This is a genomic window from Kitasatospora sp. NPDC085879, from assembly GCF_040686255.1.
Taxonomy (GTDB): domain Bacteria; phylum Actinomycetota; class Actinomycetes; order Streptomycetales; family Streptomycetaceae; genus Kitasatospora.
This window is the reverse complement of record NZ_JBFBJZ010000105.1, coordinates 1-16,493: the sequence shown is the minus strand read 5'-3', so window position 1 is coordinate 16,493 and position 16,493 is coordinate 1. Positions and strand designations below refer to the sequence as shown.

Below are 16,493 nucleotides of genomic sequence, written 5' to 3'. Positions count from 1 at the left end.
GGCGCGGCCATGGTCGCCCGCGGCCACGGGAAGATCATCTTCACCGCGTCGCTGCTCAGCTTCCAGGGCGGCATCACCGTCCCCGGCTACACCGCCGCCAAGCACGGCGTCGCCGGTCTGACCAAGGCGCTGGCCAACGAATGGGCCGGGCGCGGCGTCAACGTCAACGCCATCGCACCCGGCTACATCGCCACCGACAACACCCAGGCGCTGCAGACCGATCCGGCGCGCAGCAAGGCGATCCTGGAACGGATCCCGGCCGGCCGCTGGGGCCGGGCCGACGACCTCGCTGGCGCCACCGTCTTCCTCGCCTCCGACGCCGCCGCCTACGTACACGGCACCGTCCTACCCGTCGACGGCGGATGGCTCGGCCGATGACCACCGATCCCGCCGCCGTCCTGGCGGGTGCCCGCGTGGTGCCGGTGCTGACCGTGCGCGCACCGGCCACCGCGAGCCCGCTGGCCGACGCGCTCGCCGCGGGCGGTGCCAGGTGCGCCGAGGTCACCTTCCGCACCCCGGATGCCGAGCAGGTGGTCAAGGCGATGGCGGCGCACGGCGGCCTCGCGGTCGGCGCCGGCACGATCCTCGACCCCGAGCAGGCGGAACGTGCGGTGGCGGCCGGGGCCACGTTCGTCGTCTCTCCCGGCTTCGACGAGGACGTCATCGCCAAGTGCCGGCAGCTGGGGGTACCCGTGGTGCCCGGCATCGCCACCGCCACCGAGCTGACGCGGGCCCTGCGGGCCGGCCTCGACACCGTCAAGCTCTTCCCCGCCGAGGCCATCGGCGGCCTGCGGGCGCTCCGCGCGCTCGCGGCACCCTTCCCGGGAGTGCGCTTCATGCCGACCGGTGGGATCGGTGTCGGCCAGCTGGCCGGCTACCTCGGCGAGCCCTCGGTGCTCGCCGTCGGCGGCAGCTGGATGGCGACGCCCACGCACCTGGACAGCGGCGCCTACGCGGAGATCCGCCGTCTGACGGCCGAGGCCGTGGAGGTGGGTGGGCGGTGACCGACGTGGTGGCGCTCGGCGAGGTCATGCTGCGTTTCGACCCGGGGGAGGGGCGGATCAGCACCGCCCGTACCTTCCACGTGTGGGAGGGGGGCGGTGAGTACAACGTCGTACGCGGGCTGCGCCGCTGCTTCGGCCTGCGTACCGCCGTCGTCACCGCGCTCGCCGACAACGCGGTGGGCCGGCTCGTCGAGGACCTGATCCTGCAGGGCGGTGTCGACGCCTCGCTGATCCGCTGGGTGCCCGACGACGGCATCGGCCGCACCGCGCGCAACGGCCTGAACTTCGTCGAGCGGGGCTTCGGCATCCGCGGCGCGCTCGGTGTCAGCGACCGCGCCCACACCGCCGCGTCCCAGCTGCGCACAGGGGACGTCGACTGGGACGCGGTCTTCGCGGCGGGCGTGCGCTGGTTCCACACCGGCGGCATCTTCGCCGGCCTGTCCGACACCACCGTCGACGTCGCCGAGGAGGCGATGACGGCCGCCCGGCGCCACGGTCTCACCGTCTCGTACGACCCCAACTACCGCCCGAGCCTGTGGGCCGGCCGGGGCGGGCCGGAGCGGGCCCGCGAGGCCGACCTGCGGCTCGCCCGGCACGCCGACGTCATCGTGGGCGCGCTGGGGATGGCCGGCAGCCATCCCGGCGCCGACCGCTTCAGCGCCGACGAGGTGCCGGACGCACTCGCCTCGGTGGCCGGCCTGCTCCCCGAGGCACGGGTACTGGCGACGACCCTGCGCGAGGTCCCTTCGGCCGGGGTGAACGACTGGAGCTCGGCCGCGTGGTCGGCGAAGACCGGCCACGTCCTCGGCCCCTCGATGCCCGGACTGCACGTCCTGGACCGCATCGGCTCCGGTGACGGCTTCGCCGCCGGCCTGATCCACGGCCTGCTCGCCGGTGCCGATCTGGAGCGCGCCCTCGCCTACGGCACGGCCCTCGGCGCCCTCACCATGACGACGCCCGGTGACGTCGCCATGGCCTCGATCGGCGAGGTCGAGGCACTGATCGCGGGTGCCTCCGCTGCTGTCAGACGCTGACCGGCGTCTCCACCCGTACCGACAGGGAGCATCTCTTGCGCCTCCGGAAGATCCAGAACACGCCGGTGGCGGTCACCGAGCTCGGCTTCGGCGCCTCGGTGATCGGCAACCTGTACCGCGTCACCCCGAGTTTCGACGCGGCGGCCGCGATCGACGCGGCCTGGGGCGCCGGCATCCGCTACTTCGACACCGCACCGCACTACGGTCTCGGCCTCTCCGAACGACGCCTCGGTGCCGCTCTTCAGGTCCGCCCCCGGGAGGAGTACGTCATCTCCTCGAAGGTGGGCCGGCTGCTCGTCCCCAACGAGCAGCCGTGCGGGGTCGACACCGAGGGCTTCGTCGTCCGCGACGACCTCCGTCGCCAATGGGACTTCAGCCGTGACGGGGTGCTCCGCTCCATCGAGCACACGCTCCGGCGCACGGGCCTGGACCGCCTGGACGTCGTCTACCTGCACGACCCCGACGACCACTGGCAGCAGGCCGCCGAGGAGGCCATGCCCGCCCTCGCCGACCTGCGTGACCAGGGAGTGATCGGGGCCATCGGTGTCGGCATGAACCAGTCGGCGATGCCGGCCCGCTTCCTGCGCGAGACCGCCGCCGACGTGGTGATGCTCGCCGGGCGCTACACCCTCCTCGACCAGTCCGCGTTGGACGACGTCCTGCCCGCGGCGCAGGAACTGGGCAAGAGCGTCGTCGCGGTCGGCGTGTTCAACTCCGGCCTGCTCTCCCGCGACAGGCCCAGGCCCGGCATGAAGTACGACTACCGGGACGCCTCGACGGACCTGGTCGAGCGGGCGCAGGCCATCGCCGACGTCTGCGAGCAGCACGGCACCACTCTGCCCGCCGCCGCCATCGCCTTCCCGTACACCCATCCCTGCGTCGTCAACGTCACCCTTGGCATGCGAACCGCCGAACAGGTCGAACGCAACGCGGAGCTCCATCGCCGGCCCGTCCCCGCGGCCCTCTGGGAGCGTCTCCGCGCCGAGGGCCTGATCAGGGCGGACGTGCTGAGCTTGGACTCCGGCGCTTCCTGACTGTCCCCTGCAGGGAAATTCATCTGGTGTATTGGCGCGGCGAACTCTGTATCAAGGCCTCACGGGGTCGGAGCTGGGCAAGTGGGCCATGAAACATCCGATGATCCCCTTGTGCAGATTCGGCCCCGACTTTTATGGTCGGGAAGCCGCAGATTCATCGGATGTCTTGACGGGAGTTCCATCATGAAGCTGCTTCGAATCGGAGCACTGGGAGAAGAGGCTCCGGCGGTCCTCGGCGAGGACGGACGCGTGTTCGCGCTGTCCGGGCTGACGGGTGACATCGATGGGGCGTTCCTCGCCTCCGGCGGGATCGACAGAGCCAGGGCGGCGCTGGCCGCCGGCGAGCTGCCCGAGGTCGACCCGGCCGGGCTGCGGATCGGCGCGCCGGTCGCCCGCCCGGGCAAGGTGGTGTGCGTCGGCCTCAACTACCGCGACCACGCGGAGGAGACCGGCGCGCCCGTCCCCTCCCGCCCGGTGGTCTTCATGAAGGACCCGTCGACCGTCGTCGGGCCGTACGACCGGGTGCTGATCCCGCGCGGCTCGGTGAAGACCGACTGGGAGGTGGAACTCGCCGTCGTGATGGGCCACCAGGCCCGCTACCTCGCCGACCCCGCCGACGCGGCGGACTGCATCGCGGGCTACACGATCAGCAACGACGTCTCCGAGCGGGAGTTCCAGCTGGAGTTCTCCGCGCAGTGGGACCTCGGCAAGTCCTGCGAGACCTTCAACCCGATGGGCCCCTGGCTGGTCACCGCGGACGAGGTGGGCGACCCGCAGGCGCTCGGCCTGCGCCTGGCCGTCAACGGCGAGCTGCGCCAGGACGGCAACACGAAGAACATGATCTTCGACATCGCCCACCTGGTCTGGTACCTGAGCCAGTACATGGTGCTCAACCCCGGGGACGTCATCAACACCGGCACCCCGGCCGGCGTGGCGCTCGGCCTGCCCGGCACCCCGTACCTGTGCGACGGCGACGCCGTCGAGCTCTCCATCGACGGCCTCGGCACCCAGCGCCAGACGTTCCGCAACGCGTGAAAGGCACTCCGTTGTCCGCAACCACCGCGCTCCAGGCGCCAACCGACACCCACCGGGACCGGGATGCCTCCTTCCGGGCCACCGAGCCGGCGGACGAGCAGAAGGTGATGGCATGACGGCCACCGATTTTGCGGGACTGAGGGCAGTGGTCACCGGCGGTGCCTCCGGTATCGGCCTGGCCACCGCGTCCCTGCTCGCGGAACGCGGCGCGCGGGTGGCCGTCCTGGATCTCGACCCGGCATCGCTGAAGGAGCCGCTGACGGGCTTCACCGCCGACGTCGGCGACGACGCCTCCGTGCGTGCCGCCGTTGACGCGGCGGCCGAGGCTTTCGGCGGCATCGACGTCGTGGTCAACTGCGCGGGCATCAGTGCGATCGGCACGGTGGAGGACAATGCGGACGAGCAGTGGCAGCGGGTGCTGGACGTCAACGTCGTCGGCATCGTCCGTACCACCCGGGCCGCCCTGCCGTACCTGCGCCGGTCCGCGCACGCGTCGGTGGTCAACATCGGCTCCATCGTCACCACCACCGGCCTGCCGCAGCGAGCGCTGTACGCGGCCAGCAAGGGCGCCGTGATGTCGCTGACGCTGTCGATGGCCGCCGACCACGTCCGCGAGGGCATCCGGTTCAACTGCGTCAACCCCGGCACCGTCGACACCCCGTGGATCGGCCGACTGCTGGCGGCCGCCGAGGACCCGGTCGCCGAACGCGCCGCCCTGAATGCCCGTCAGCCCACCGGCCGCCTGGTCACCGCCGACGAGGTGGCCGCCGCCATCGCCTACCTGGCGTCCCCGGCGGCCGCCTCGGTCACCGGCACCGGCCTCGCGGTCGACGGCGGCATGGCGGGCCTGCGCCTGCGCCCCGAACAGAAGGCGTGACCGTGCACCAGAACATCCTCGGGCCGGGGCCGGTGCGGGTCAGTGAACTCGCCTTCGGCGCGGCGGTGATCGGCAACCTGTTCACCCCGGTCACCGACACCGAGGCCGAGGAGGCCGTCACCGCCGCCTGGGAGGCCGGTGTCCGCTACTTCGACACCGCCCCGCACTACGGCCTCGGACTGTCCGAGCGGCGTCTCGGCGACGTCCTGAGCGGCCTGCCCCGCGACGAGTACGTCATCTCCACCAAGGTCGGCCGGCTGCTGGAGCCGTCCGACCTCGGCGGCGACGACCTCGCCAACGGCTTCGCCGTCCCGGCCACCCACCGCCGGCGCTGGGACTTCAGCGCCGAGGGCGTGCGCCGCTCCATCGAGGACAGCCTCGACCGGCTCGGCCTGGACCGGGTCGACATCGCCTACCTGCACGACCCCGACGACCATCTGGACCAGGCCATCGGCGAGGCCTACCCGGAGCTGGCGCGGCTGCGCGCCGAGGGCGTGGTCGGCGCGATCGGCGTCGGCATGAACCAGGCGGAGGCGCCGGCGCGATTCGTCCGCGAGACCGACATCGACGTAGTCCTGCTGGCCGGCCGCTACACGCTGCTCGACCAGCGCGGTCTCGTCGAGCTGCTGCCGCTCGCCGAGCGGCACGGGGTGTCCGTCGTGGTCGGCGGGGCCTTCAACTCCGGGCTGCTGGCCGACCCGAAGCCCGGCGCGACCTTCGACTACGCCGCGGCACCCGACGAACTACTCAGCCGGGCAGTGGAGTTGAAGGAGGCCTGCGAGCGGTACGGGGTGCCGCTGCGGGCCGCCGCGCTGCGCTTCCCGTTCGGGCACCCGGCCGTCGCGAGCGTGCTGGTCGGCACCCGGAGCGCCGCGGAGGTACGGGACGCCGCGGCGATGCTCCGGCACCCGGTCCCCGACGCGCTGTGGGCGGAGCTGAAGGAGCGCGGGCTGCTGCCCGAGGACGTACCGACCCCGGGGGAGGCGGGCTGATGCGGATCGCCCTGTTCATCACCTGCTTCAACGACACCATGTTCCCCGGCACCGGCCGGGCCGTGGTCGAGGTCCTCGAACGGCTCGGCCACCAGGTCGACTTCCCGCAGGAGCAGACCTGCTGCGGGCAGATGCACTTCAACACCGGCTACCGGCCCGACGCCGTTCCGCTGGTGGAGCGCTTCGCCCGGGTCTTCGGCGAGTACGACGCGGTGGTCACCCCGTCGGCGTCCTGCGCCGGCATGGTGCGCGAGAACCATCCGGTGCTGGCCGAGGAACACGGCAGCGCCCGGCTCCGCGCGGATGTGGCGGAGCTGGTGCCCCGGGTCCACGAGTTCACCGAGTTCCTGGTCGACGTCCTTGGTGTGACGGACGTGGGCGCCGCCTTCCCGCACCGGGTCGCCTACCACCCGACCTGCCACTCGCTGCGCGGCCTGCGGCTCGGCGACCGTCCGCAGCGCCTGCTGAGCGCGGTGAACGACCTCGACCTGGTCGACATTCCGGCGGCCGACTCCTGCTGCGGCTTCGGCGGGACCTTCGCCGTCAAGAACGCCGACACCTCCGCCGCGATGCTCGCCGACAAGGCGCGCGGTGTGCTGGACAGCGGCGCCGAAGTGCTGTGCGCCGCCGACAACTCCTGCCTGCTGCACATCGGCGGCGGCCTCTCCCGGCAGGGCAGCGGCGTGCGCACCATGCACCTGGCCGAGATCCTGGCCGCGACCGAAGGAGGGCCGCGATGACCGGCCGAGGCGTGGTCTGGCTAGGCTCCCCGCCGTTCCCGAAGGCGGCCCGCGAGGCGCTGAAGGACGGTCAGCTGCGCGCCAATCTGAAGCGCGCCACCACGACCATCCGTGACAAGCGCCTCGCGGTCGCCTCGGAGCTGGACGACTGGGAGGCGCTGCGCGAGTCGGCGGCGGCGATCAAACGCCGCACCGCGCGCCATCTCGACCGGTATCTGGTCCAGTTGGATGAGTCGGTCACCGCGGCGGGCGGCACCGTGCACTGGGCAGCCGACGCGGACGAGGCCAACCGCATCGTCGCCGAGCTGGTCCGCGCCACCGGCGAGCGCGAGGTGGTCAAGATCAAGTCGATGGCCACCCAGGAGATCGGCCTCAACGAGCACCTGGCCGAGGCCGGCATCACCGCGTACGAGACCGACCTCGCCGAGCTGATCGTGCAGCTCGGCGACGACCGGCCCTCGCACGTCCTGGTCCCCGCCATCCACAAGAACCGCGGCGAGATCCGCGACCTGTTCGCCGCCGAGATGGGCAGCTGGGGCCGTCCCGCCCCCGACGGGCTCACCGACTCGCCCGCCGCCCTGGCCGAGGCCGCCCGGCTGCACCTGCGGGAGAAGTTCCTGCGCGCCAAGGTCGCGGTGTCGGGTGCCAACTTCGCGGTCGCCGACACGGGGACGGTCGTGGTGGTCGAGTCGGAGGGGAACGGACGGATGTGCCTGACCCTGCCCGAGACACTGATCACCGTGATGGGCATCGAGAAGGCCGTACCGACCTGGTCGGATCTGGAGGTGTTCCTGCAACTGTTGCCGCGTTCCTCCACCGGTGAGCGGATGAACCCGTACACCTCGACCTGGACCGGTACCACTGAGGGTGACGGGCCGTCGGCCTTCCACCTGGTGCTGCTGGACAACGGCCGCACCGACACGCTCGCCGACGAGGTCGGCCGACAGGCCCTGGCCTGCATCCGCTGCTCGGCGTGCCTCAACGTCTGCCCGGTGTACGAGCGCACCGGCGGGCACGCCTACGGCTCGGTCTACCCCGGCCCGATCGGCGCCGTCCTCACCCCGCAGCTGGTCGGCGTCGAGAACGCGGCCTCGCTGCCGTTCGCCTCCACGCTGTGCGGGGCCTGCTTCGACGCCTGCCCTGTGAAGATCAACATCCCCGAGGTGCTCACCCACCTGCGGGCCGAGGCGGTCGAGGCCAAGGGCCGGTCCGCGGAGGCGCTGGCGATGAAGGCGGCCGCCGTGGTGCTCGACTCCCCACGCTTGCTGAGCGCCGCGCAGAAGGCCGCCGCCCTCGGCGGGCGGGCCCTCTCCCGCGACGGGCGCATCGGCCGGCTGCCCGGCCCGCTGCACGGTTGGTCCGACAGCCGCGACACCTCCGCGCCGCCGCCCGAGTCCTTCCGGAGCTGGTGGCGAAAGAACAGGGAGAGCCGATGAGCAGCCGCGAGACCGTTCTCGCCCGGATCCGGGCCGCGCTCGCCGACGTCCCGTCCGAGGAGGGCCCGGAGGACGTCCCCGTCCCGCGCGACTACCGCCGCAGCCACACCGGCCCCGGCCAGGACACCGTCGCGCTGTTCGCCGAACGGGTCGCCGACCACCGCGCCGCCGTCAGCCGCACCGACCGGGCCGGCCTGCGCGACGCCGTCGCCGTCGCCCTCACCCGGCGCGGAGCCCGACGCCTCGCGGTGCCCCGCGGCTTCCCGACCGAGCTGCTGCCGACCGGGGGCTGGGAGTGGCACCCGGAACCGCTCGACGTCCCCGCGCTGGACGGTCTCGACGGCGCGATCACGCTGGCCGGCGCCGGCATCGCGATCACCGGGACGATCGTCCTGGACACCGGCCCCGGCCAGGGCCGGCGAGCCCTCACCCTGGTGCCCGACTACCACCTGTGCATCGTGAGCGCCGAGCAGATCGCCGACGACGTCCCGGACGCGCTGGCCCGCCTCGACCCCACCCGCCCGCTCACCTTCGTCTCCGGACCGTCCGCGACCAGCGACATCGAACTCGACCGCGTGGAAGGCGTGCACGGCCCCCGCACCCTGGACGTCATCATCGTCGATCCCGGCATTTCGGAGCAGCCATGAGGACGCCCCGGGCGAGCCTCTATGCTGCAGGAACCAGTGATCAGGAAGGAAGCCGTGCCAGTCACCGACGAAGCGATCGAGAAGATCAAGGCCATGATCGTGAGCGGCGAACTGCGCCCGGGTGAAAGGCTTCCGAAGGAGGCCGACCTCGCGGAGCGGCTCGGTCTGTCGCGCAGTTCCCTGCGGGAGGCCGTCAAGGCCCTGTCGGTCATCAGGGTTCTCGACGTCCGTCAGGGCGACGGCACCTACGTGACCAGTCTGGAGCCGGACGTCCTGCTGGACACGCTGGGTTTCATCGTCGACTTCCACCAGGACGACACGGTCCTGGAGTTCCTGGAGGTCCGCCGCATCCTGGAGCCCGCCGCCACCGCGATGGCCGCCGGCCGGATGTCCGACGAGGAGATCGCCACCCTCGAGGAACTGCTCTCGGGTCTGAGCGGGGACGCGTCGCTCGAGGAGCTGATCGACAACGACCTGGAGTTCCACCGCAGGATCGCGGCCGGGTCCGGCAACACCGTGCTGTCCTCGCTCATCGACGGCCTGTACGGCCCGACCCGGCGGGCCCGGGTCTGGCGCGGACTGACCGAGGAGGGCGCGGTCGAGCGCACCCGCCAGCAGCACCGCGCCATCCTCGACGCCATCGCCGGCCGCCGCCCGGACCTGGCCCACGCCTGGGCCACCGTGCACATCGCAGGCGTCGAACAGTGGCTCCGCGGCACCCTCGGCGAGGCCGACTCGGCCCTTGGGCTGTCCGGGCAGTGACGCGTCCGCTCCGAATCGCCGACCGAACAGGCGGCCCCGGCACCCACCGTCTTCGGCGGACGGTCGTGCGGGGCCGCTGTGCGTTTCACGACGCCCTGGAAGGGGTCAGCTCGTGGGAACGGGCGTCATCCGGCGGTCAGGGCGGTCCAGCGCTGGTTGGAGCCGCCGTTGCAGTCCCACAGCTGGAGCTGCGTCCCGTCGGCCGTGGAGGCGCCCGGAACGTCCAGGCAGCGGCCGGAGACGGGGTTGCGGTAGCCGCCGTTGTAGGGCTGCCAGACCTGGTTGGCACCGCCGGTGCAGGCCCAGAGCTGCACCTTGGTGCCGTTGGCCGTGCCCCAGCCCGCGGCGTCGAGGCACTTGCCCATCGAGCGAAGGGTGCCGTCGGTATAGGCGGACCACAGCTGGTTGGCGCTGCCACCGCAGCCCCAGGTCTGGACGGCGGTCCCGTCGGCGGTGCCGGCGCCGTTGACGTCCATGCACTTCCCGGCGAGGCCCGACCGCACGAGTGCGGCGGCAGGGGCCGGGTTCCTCAGCCACCCGGCGCTGTCCGCGGCCTGGATACCGCGATGGAAGACGTCGGCCATCTTCCGGTAGCCCGCGTCGTTGGGGTGCACGGAGTCCGCCAGGTCGGCCGAGGTGAGGCTGCTCATGTCGACGTACGCGACGTGCTTGCCGGCTGCCCGTGCATCGCTCACGATCTGGGGGATGGCCTGGTTGTACGCGGCCCGGTACTGCTCCTCCGTGCTGTTGGTGGACACCACCAGGGAGGCCACGACGACGGTCGCGTCGGGGACGTCGGCGGTGATCTGGTCGACCAGTGACTTCAGCCGGTCGGCGGCGCTGGACGGCTGGTAGTTCCCGCTGAGGTCGTTGGTGCCGATCTCCAGCGTCACGACGTTGGGCCGGTAGCGGGTCAGCGAAGCGTCGGCGAGTGCGGCGATCTGATCGATGCGGTAGCCGGAGTGGCCCTCGTTGTCGGCGTCGGACATCGAACCGCCCCGCACCGAGCCGACGAAGTCCACCGGATGGCCGTCAGCCGCGAGCGCGTCCCACAGCGCGCCGCGGTAGCCGTTGCCCGCGCTGCTCCCCAGACCCCAGGTGATCGAGTCGCCCAGCGGCATGACCCGTAGGGGCGTATCGGTGGCAGCGGAGGCGGGGGTCACGCCGGTCGCCGTCACCCCGAGAACGGCGGTGACGAGCGCGATCAGTACCCGTAACGTGCGCATGCAGGTTTCCTCTTCTCCGTGTCGCAGCAGCTGAACGGTGAGGCCGGAAAGCAGCACTTTCCGGCCTCACGGTCTGCGGCTCAGGGGGTTGTTGTCCGGGTTACTGGACGGTCCAGGCCTGGTGGGACTGGTTGACGGCGTTCGACTGGTCTGTGGCGGCGCCGTTGGCGGTCGACCCGCCGGCCACCTCCAGGACCTGCTTGCTCTCGTAGTTGCGGATGAGGTAGCCGCCGCTGGTCGGCTCGAAGTACCAGAGCTGGTTGTTGCCGCCGTTGTAGGTGTACTGGTCCGCGCCGGTCCCACGCCAGTGGCTGTTCCACGGGATCTCGAGGGCCTTGCCGCTGTTCCGGTTCACGACCTTGTAGAGCTGGCCGGTGACCGGGACGATGTTCCACTGCTGGTTGGCGCCGCCGCTGTTCGGCCACTGGATGACGCTTCCGCCGTCGGCGGTGGACCCGCCGGACACGTCCGCGACCTGACCGCTGTTGACGTTCTTGATGGTGTAGTACGTCGACGGGTTGGTGCTCGGGGCGCCGGTCGAGGCCGCCAGCGCTCCGCCGGTCTGCTGGACGCTGAAGTCCGTGATGTAGAAGTAGCCGCCGTCGATCTTGGCGACCCGCACGTAGCGGAAGGCCTGGCGGACGTCGATGTCACCGGTGAGCGTCGAGGCGAACGGCAGGGTGTCGGTCTGGCGGCCGAGGACGGTGTAGCTGCCGAAGTTCGGATCGTTGGAGCCGCGGACCTCGAAGTTGCCGCGGGTCGCGGACTGGTCCAGGTCCTGACGGGTGGTCAGGGCGAACTGGCCGAGCTGGTAGGGCTGGCCGAGGTCGACCTGCCACCAGGCCGAGGTGTCGGTGCCGGTGGGGGACCAGCCGGTCGCGCCATTGTTGTCGACGGCCTTCGAGGGTTCGGTGCCGGTGCCGTAGACCGACGAGGAGGTCGCGGTCTTGTTCCAGGCGAGGTTGGGTACCAGGGTCATCCACTGGTAGCCGGACTCGAGGCCGGAGGCCTTGATCACCGCGTCGCCGGAGGTGGTGTTGTTGGTGAGGGTGACGTTGGCGCCGTTGCGGTTCTGGTTGATGAATCCGTCGGTGTGCGACAGGACGTTGTTCGAGAGGGTCATGTTGTCCGACCCCTCGTCCGTGTAGAGGCCGGCCACGGCCGAGCCGCAGGCGGCGGCGTTGCGCACCACGTCGTGGATGTAGTTGCCGTTGATGACCGTGCCCGGGTCGTTGGACAGGTGGTAGATGGCGGCTGAGTCGCACAGCCGGTTCATCACGTTGCCGATCCGGTTGTAGCTGATGCTGTTGTTGCCCTCGGCGTTGGCCGCCGACTGCCAGCCCCAGCCGAGCGAGATGCCCGCCCACGGGGTGTCGGAGATGTCGTTGTGGTCGATGGTGGTGCTGTTGACGAAGCCCGCGTCGATACCCGCGGTGCCGGGGTAGTCCTGACCGATCCGGGTGATCAGGTTGTCCTTGACGGTGACGTTCTTGACCACCTCTCGGGCGTCCTCGCCGGCCGGCGAGGTCGGCGGGTTGTAGATGGTGTGGTACTCGACCGTCGGGTCGGAGAACTTGCCGACCATGATGCCGTTGCCGGCGATGTCGGAGATGTAGTTGCCGATCGCGCTGCTGTTGTGGACACCGTGCGAGAAGTCGAGCGCGGTGGAGCCCAGCTGCGAGAAGACGTTGTTGGAGACGGTGATGCGGTCGGTGTCCGCGGCCTGGACGGCGGCCGGCGGGCGGCCGACGTACTGCTGGTTGGAGGTGTTGGCCGAGATGTTGTAGTTGCCGCCCTGGCCGTTCAGGTAGCCGTTGTTGCTGGCCTCCATCCAGGTGGTCTGGGTGAAGGTCAGCCCGGAGAACCGCAGATCGTGGGCGGGGCTGTCGAGGCTGGTGCCCTTGACGTCGAAGAGGGTCTGGACGGTCGGCGCCTTCACGGAGGCGGTGGACATGTCCTCGCCCGGGCGGGGCTTGTAGTAGAGGGTCTGCGTGGTCGTGTCGACGTAGAACTCGCCCGGCTCGTTGAGGAACTCGTGGGCGTTCTCGAAGTGGAACGGCGAGTTGTTGGCGAGCTGCGGCCACGGGCGCTGGAAGAGGATGCCCGCCTCGTGGTCCTGGATCGATATGTTGGCGGTGCTGCCCGCGGTGCTGATCGACTTCAGCCGCAGGTAGCTCTCACCCCACTGGGTCTCCAGCATCATCTCGACCTGGTTCGGGTTGCCCCAGTTCGAGACCTGCGAGCTGGGCACCTTCAGCAGCTTGTTGGTGGTGTCGCTGCCCTGCAGGTTGAAGTCGGTGCCGGCGTCGGGGTACCGCGCCCGGGTGGCGCGGACCCCGTTGACGTACAGCTGGCGGAAGTTGAGGGAGCCGATGGACGCCTTGTACTCGCCGTTGCTCGCCGCGGTCCAGCCGGTGATCGACTTGCCGCCGCTGATCACCGGGGTCTCGCCGTTGTACGCCTGGTAGACGACCGTGTGGCCGTTGGTGCCCGAGTCGCTGCTGCCGAAGGTGACGGGGCTGGTGAGGGTGTAGGTGCCTCCGCGCAGGTTCACCACGATGTCGTCGGCCATGTTGGAGTTGATCGCCCGAACCGCGTTCTGCGCGGCCTGGACGGTCCGGAACGCCGAAGCGGTGCTGGTGCCGGAGTTGCTGTCGTTGCCGTTGACGGGGTCGACGTAGAAGTTCGTCGCGGCCGCGTAGGCGGGCTGGGCGGGCAGCGCGGCCGCGAGGGCGACGGCTGCCGCTGCCATCGCCTTGACCGTCACCGCACCGATGCGTCGGGGTCTCATCTGTGGTGTCCCTCCTCCAAGCCCCGGTGGCTTATGAGTTGCATTTATCGAGCCCGATGAGTACCCGCGTCAAGACGATAGGCATCCCTATTTTTCATCACCGAAACACCGTCGACACGGGGATCTGCCAGGTTGAGGCTGAGAAGTTGCAGGTGAAACGGCTATCGCGCGGGCTCTGTCGTGGTGGGACGTGCATGCCAATGCAGATGAGTGCGACTCATGTCCTGCATAGATCGCCCTTGTCAATCCTCAACATCCCGCGGAGTATGTCCCCAGCGGCGCCCGACGGTGGCCGAAGGTGGCCACGCCCTCGCCGAGGTCGCTGAACCGAAGCCGGTCCACTCCGACCTGTGGCCCGGCAACACCTTCATTCGACCTGGTGACACGCGGCAGGCCGGGACCGCCGGACGAATCGACCACGAGCGGGTGTGCTGGGGCGACCCCGCCGCCGAGCCAGCCTTGACGGCCTTCGGCGGCAACATCGGACCGGACAGCGACCCGGCGGCTGGTTACACTGCACCAGAAGCGACTTCAGCCCCCGACCCTGCGGCGCCGAGCCGCGCTCCACCAGCCCTACCCGGCCCCGCTCCTGGTCGTGGAGTCCACCCCGCGCGGCTACGTCCAGGGCCACCTCGCGTTCTGCCGCCGGATGCTCGCCGACTCCGACGCCCGGCTGCGGGCGGACGGGACGGACAGCTTTGGGCCCGGGTCGTTGCTCCTGTTGCGGAAATCGAGAAGAACAGGGGAGTTGTCTTGTCCTACGGCATCCGCGCGGGCGGTCTCGAGCGCCACACCGCCGAAGAGGTCCTCCGCATCGAGCCTTGGGGAGCGCATGCCGTGCGGGTCAGGGCCTCGTCCGGGACCGTCGACCCCACCGCCCCTGGCGCGCTGGGGACCCCCTCGCCCTCTCCCCGAGCCGAACTGTCCGTTTCGGACGACGGCGGCGCCCGTCTGGTCAACGGCCGCATCGCGGTCGAGGCCTCTGCGGACGGCCGACTGAGGTTCTGCCGGGCCGGCTCGGGACGCGAACTCCTGTCCGAGAAGAGCCCGTTCGCGCACCAGGCCGGCTCTCGGCTCCAGGCGGCGGGCGGCCGGACGGAACAGTCCTTCGAGGCGTACGACGGTGAACGGCTGCACGGCCTCGGGCAGCACCCGCACGGGCGCCTGGACCAGAAGGGCTGTGTGGTCGACCTCGTCCAGGCCAACACCGTCGCGGCCATTCCCTTTCTGCACTCCTCACGCGGCTACGGGCTGCTGTGGAACAACCCCGCCACCGGGCGGGTCGAACTGGGCACCGACATCACCCGGTGGACCGCCGACGGCGGCGGGCGTATCGACTACTGGATCACCGCCGGCGACACCCCGGCCCAGATCCTGGACGCCTACACCCTGGCCACCGGGCGGCCGCCGCTCCTACCCGAGTGGGCGTCCGGCTTCTGGCAGTCGAAGCTGCGCTACCGCACCCAGGACGAACTCCTGACCGTGGCACGGGAGTACAAGAAGCGTGGACTGCCGCTTTCCGTCATCGTCTGCGACTTCTTCCACTGGCCCCGGATGGGCGACTGGCGCTTCGAGGAGAGCGAGTGGCCCGATCCGACCGCCATGGTGGAGGAGTTGAAGGGACTCGGGGTGAAGCTCGCCGTCTCGGTGTGGCCCACCGTCGAACCTGGCAGCGACACCTACGACGAGCTTCGCTCGGCCGGACACCTCGTCCAGGACGAGGCCGGCGGCCTGCTCACCTTCCCGTGGCCGTCCCGATACAGCGGCGATGCGCTGATCCGCCCGATGGCGTACTACGACGCCACCAGCCCCGCGGCACGCGCCGCCCTGTGGCAGCGGCTGAACGACAACTACCGTATCCACGGCGTGGCCTGCTTCTGGCTGGACGCCTGTGAGCCCGACCTTCCCCCGGACCTCGCCGCGCGCGCCGTCTACGCCGCCGGGCCGGCCGCCGAGGCCGCGAACCTCTACCCGCTGGAGCACGCCCGCGCGGTGGCCGACGGCCTGCGCGCGGCGGGGGAGGACCGGCCGCTGTCGCTGATCCGCTCCGCCTGGGCGGGCAGCCAGGCGCACGGGTCCCTGCTGTGGTCCGGCGACATCCCGACCACCTTCGACTCCCTCGCGCGCCAGATCAGGGCCGGGCTGAACGTCGCGATGAGCGGCATCCCGTGGTGGAACACCGACATCGGCGGCTTCTTCGGCGGCCACCCCGACGACCCCGCGTACCGGGAACTGCTGATCCGCTGGTTCCAGTACGGCACCTTCAGCCCCGTCATGCGGCTGCACGGCGACCGCGCGCCCAATCACCCGGCCTTCTCCACGGACATGACCGGCGGGCCGAACGAGGTCTGGTCCTACGGCGAGCAGGCGTACGGCATCCTCCAGGACCACCTGCTGCTGCGCGAGCGGCTGCGCCCCTATCTGCACGCGCTGTCCGAGGAGGCCCACCGCACCGGCGCCCCGCCCATGCGCCCGCTGTTCTTCGACTTCCCCGAGGACCGGCACGCCTGGGACATCGACGACCAGTTCCTGCTCGGCCCCGACATCCTGGTGGCACCCGTGTACCGGGCAGGCGCGCGCACCCGCCAGGTGTACCTGCCGACCGGTGCCCGCTGGCTCGACCCGGTGACCGGACAGGTGTCCGAAGGCGGCACGACGCTCGACGCCGACACCCCGCTGGAGCGCATTCCCGTCTTCGTACGCGAGGGAGCCGCCGTCGCGCCCGTGCTGCGCTGAAGCCCCCGGCGCGGGCGCGCCACCGCTGGAGCAGCGGTGGCGCGCCTGGGTGAAGGGAATGGTGGGCCGGTGGCTCAGCCCCAGGGCTGTTCGACCAGCCAGCTGGTGTCGGCGGCCCAACTGGTGGTGCTGTCCCAGCTGTTGGAGCCTCCGTTACTGGCGATGTAGGCCGTGTAGTT

General features: G+C 71.0%; 14 protein-coding genes. 12 read left to right on the top strand and 2 right to left on the bottom strand.

The features are described 5' to 3' along the window. The 11 genes from AB0P35_RS38705 to AB0P35_RS38655 all read left to right on the top strand — a co-directional run. Window positions 1-378: SDR family oxidoreductase (locus AB0P35_RS38705; RefSeq protein WP_363520615.1), on the top strand; the 378-nt coding region annotated here is incomplete at its 5' end. Continuing rightward, entirely contained in the window at window positions 375-1,004 is a 630-nt protein-coding gene (gene eda, locus AB0P35_RS38700) for a bifunctional 4-hydroxy-2-oxoglutarate aldolase/2-dehydro-3-deoxy-phosphogluconate aldolase (protein ID WP_363520612.1), read from the top strand. The genes AB0P35_RS38705 and eda, both read left to right, overlap by 4 nt. Then, window positions 1,001-2,038 carry a sugar kinase gene (locus tag AB0P35_RS38695; RefSeq protein ID WP_363520609.1) on the top strand — a complete coding sequence of 346 codons (1,038 nt, stop codon included), beginning with the start codon at window positions 1,001-1,003 and terminating at the stop codon, window positions 2,036-2,038. The genes eda and AB0P35_RS38695 overlap by 4 nt, the downstream gene beginning before the upstream one ends. A gap of 35 nt (window positions 2,039-2,073) precedes the next feature. Beyond that, complete coding sequence (locus AB0P35_RS38690; RefSeq protein ID WP_363520606.1) at window positions 2,074-3,072, top strand: aldo/keto reductase; 999 nt, start codon at window positions 2,074-2,076, stop codon at window positions 3,070-3,072. 183 nt (window positions 3,073-3,255) lie between these two features. Then, window positions 3,256-4,107 carry a fumarylacetoacetate hydrolase family protein gene (locus tag AB0P35_RS38685; RefSeq protein WP_363520603.1) on the top strand — a complete coding sequence of 284 codons (852 nt, stop codon included), beginning with the start codon at window positions 3,256-3,258 and terminating at the stop codon, window positions 4,105-4,107. A gap of 112 nt (window positions 4,108-4,219) precedes the next feature. Continuing rightward, window positions 4,220-4,984 carry an SDR family oxidoreductase gene (locus AB0P35_RS38680; RefSeq protein ID WP_363520601.1) on the top strand — a complete coding sequence of 255 codons (765 nt, stop codon included), beginning with the start codon at window positions 4,220-4,222 and terminating at the stop codon, window positions 4,982-4,984. 2 nt (window positions 4,985-4,986) lie between these two features. After that, entirely contained in the window at window positions 4,987-5,976 is a 990-nt protein-coding gene (locus tag AB0P35_RS38675; protein WP_363520618.1) for an aldo/keto reductase, read from the top strand. Then, window positions 5,976-6,716, top strand: a complete 741-nt coding sequence (locus tag AB0P35_RS38670; protein WP_363520595.1) for a (Fe-S)-binding protein — start codon at window positions 5,976-5,978, stop codon at window positions 6,714-6,716. Before AB0P35_RS38675 ends, AB0P35_RS38670 begins: the two co-directional genes overlap by 1 nt. Then, window positions 6,713-8,152: a LutB/LldF family L-lactate oxidation iron-sulfur protein gene (locus AB0P35_RS38665; RefSeq protein WP_363520593.1), complete on the top strand. Its 1,440-nt coding sequence runs from the start codon at window positions 6,713-6,715 to the stop codon at window positions 8,150-8,152. Before AB0P35_RS38670 ends, AB0P35_RS38665 begins: the two co-directional genes overlap by 4 nt. After that, the gene (locus AB0P35_RS38660) at window positions 8,149-8,799 is read left to right on the top strand and encodes an LUD domain-containing protein (protein WP_363520591.1); all 651 of its coding nucleotides are present in this window, start codon (window positions 8,149-8,151) and stop codon (window positions 8,797-8,799) included. The genes AB0P35_RS38665 and AB0P35_RS38660 overlap by 4 nt, the downstream gene beginning before the upstream one ends. A 54-nt stretch (window positions 8,800-8,853) precedes the next feature. Then, window positions 8,854-9,561, top strand: a complete 708-nt coding sequence (locus AB0P35_RS38655; protein ID WP_363520588.1) for a FadR/GntR family transcriptional regulator — start codon at window positions 8,854-8,856, stop codon at window positions 9,559-9,561. Between the two features lie 125 nt (window positions 9,562-9,686). Here AB0P35_RS38655 and AB0P35_RS38650 read toward each other — a convergent pair whose 3' ends face one another. Then, entirely contained in the window at window positions 9,687-10,787 is a 1,101-nt protein-coding gene (locus tag AB0P35_RS38650) for a ricin-type beta-trefoil lectin domain protein (RefSeq protein WP_363520585.1), read from the bottom strand. A gap of 100 nt (window positions 10,788-10,887) precedes the next feature. Continuing rightward, the gene (locus tag AB0P35_RS38645) at window positions 10,888-13,578 is read right to left on the bottom strand and encodes an RICIN domain-containing protein (protein WP_363520582.1); all 2,691 of its coding nucleotides are present in this window, start codon (window positions 13,576-13,578) and stop codon (window positions 10,888-10,890) included. A gap of 753 nt (window positions 13,579-14,331) precedes the next feature. Here AB0P35_RS38645 and AB0P35_RS38640 point away from each other — a divergent pair. Beyond that, on the top strand, window positions 14,332-16,314 hold the full coding sequence (locus tag AB0P35_RS38640; RefSeq protein ID WP_363520580.1) for a TIM-barrel domain-containing protein: 1,983 nt from the start codon (window positions 14,332-14,334) through the stop codon (window positions 16,312-16,314). Window positions 16,315-16,493: the final 179 nt, after the last annotated feature.

Bases quoted from the DNA above. Each gene is read 5' to 3' on its own strand.
- AB0P35_RS38680 (WP_363520601.1), top strand. From the start codon at position 4,220: ATGACGGCCACCGATTTTGCGGGACTGAGGGCAGTGGTCACCGGCGGT.
- eda (WP_363520612.1), top strand. From the start codon at position 375: ATGACCACCGATCCCGCCGCCGTCCTGGCGGGTGCCCGCGTGGTGCCG.
- AB0P35_RS38665 (WP_363520593.1), top strand. From the start codon at position 6,713: ATGACCGGCCGAGGCGTGGTCTGGCTAGGCTCCCCGCCGTTCCCGAAG.
- AB0P35_RS38645 (WP_363520582.1), bottom strand. From the start codon at position 13,578: ATGAGACCCCGACGCATCGGTGCGGTGACGGTCAAGGCGATGGCAGCG.
- AB0P35_RS38670 (WP_363520595.1), top strand. From the start codon at position 5,976: ATGCGGATCGCCCTGTTCATCACCTGCTTCAACGACACCATGTTCCCC.
- AB0P35_RS38685 (WP_363520603.1), top strand. From the start codon at position 3,256: ATGAAGCTGCTTCGAATCGGAGCACTGGGAGAAGAGGCTCCGGCGGTC.
- AB0P35_RS38650 (WP_363520585.1), bottom strand. From the start codon at position 10,787: ATGCGCACGTTACGGGTACTGATCGCGCTCGTCACCGCCGTTCTCGGG.
- AB0P35_RS38660 (WP_363520591.1), top strand. From the start codon at position 8,149: ATGAGCAGCCGCGAGACCGTTCTCGCCCGGATCCGGGCCGCGCTCGCC.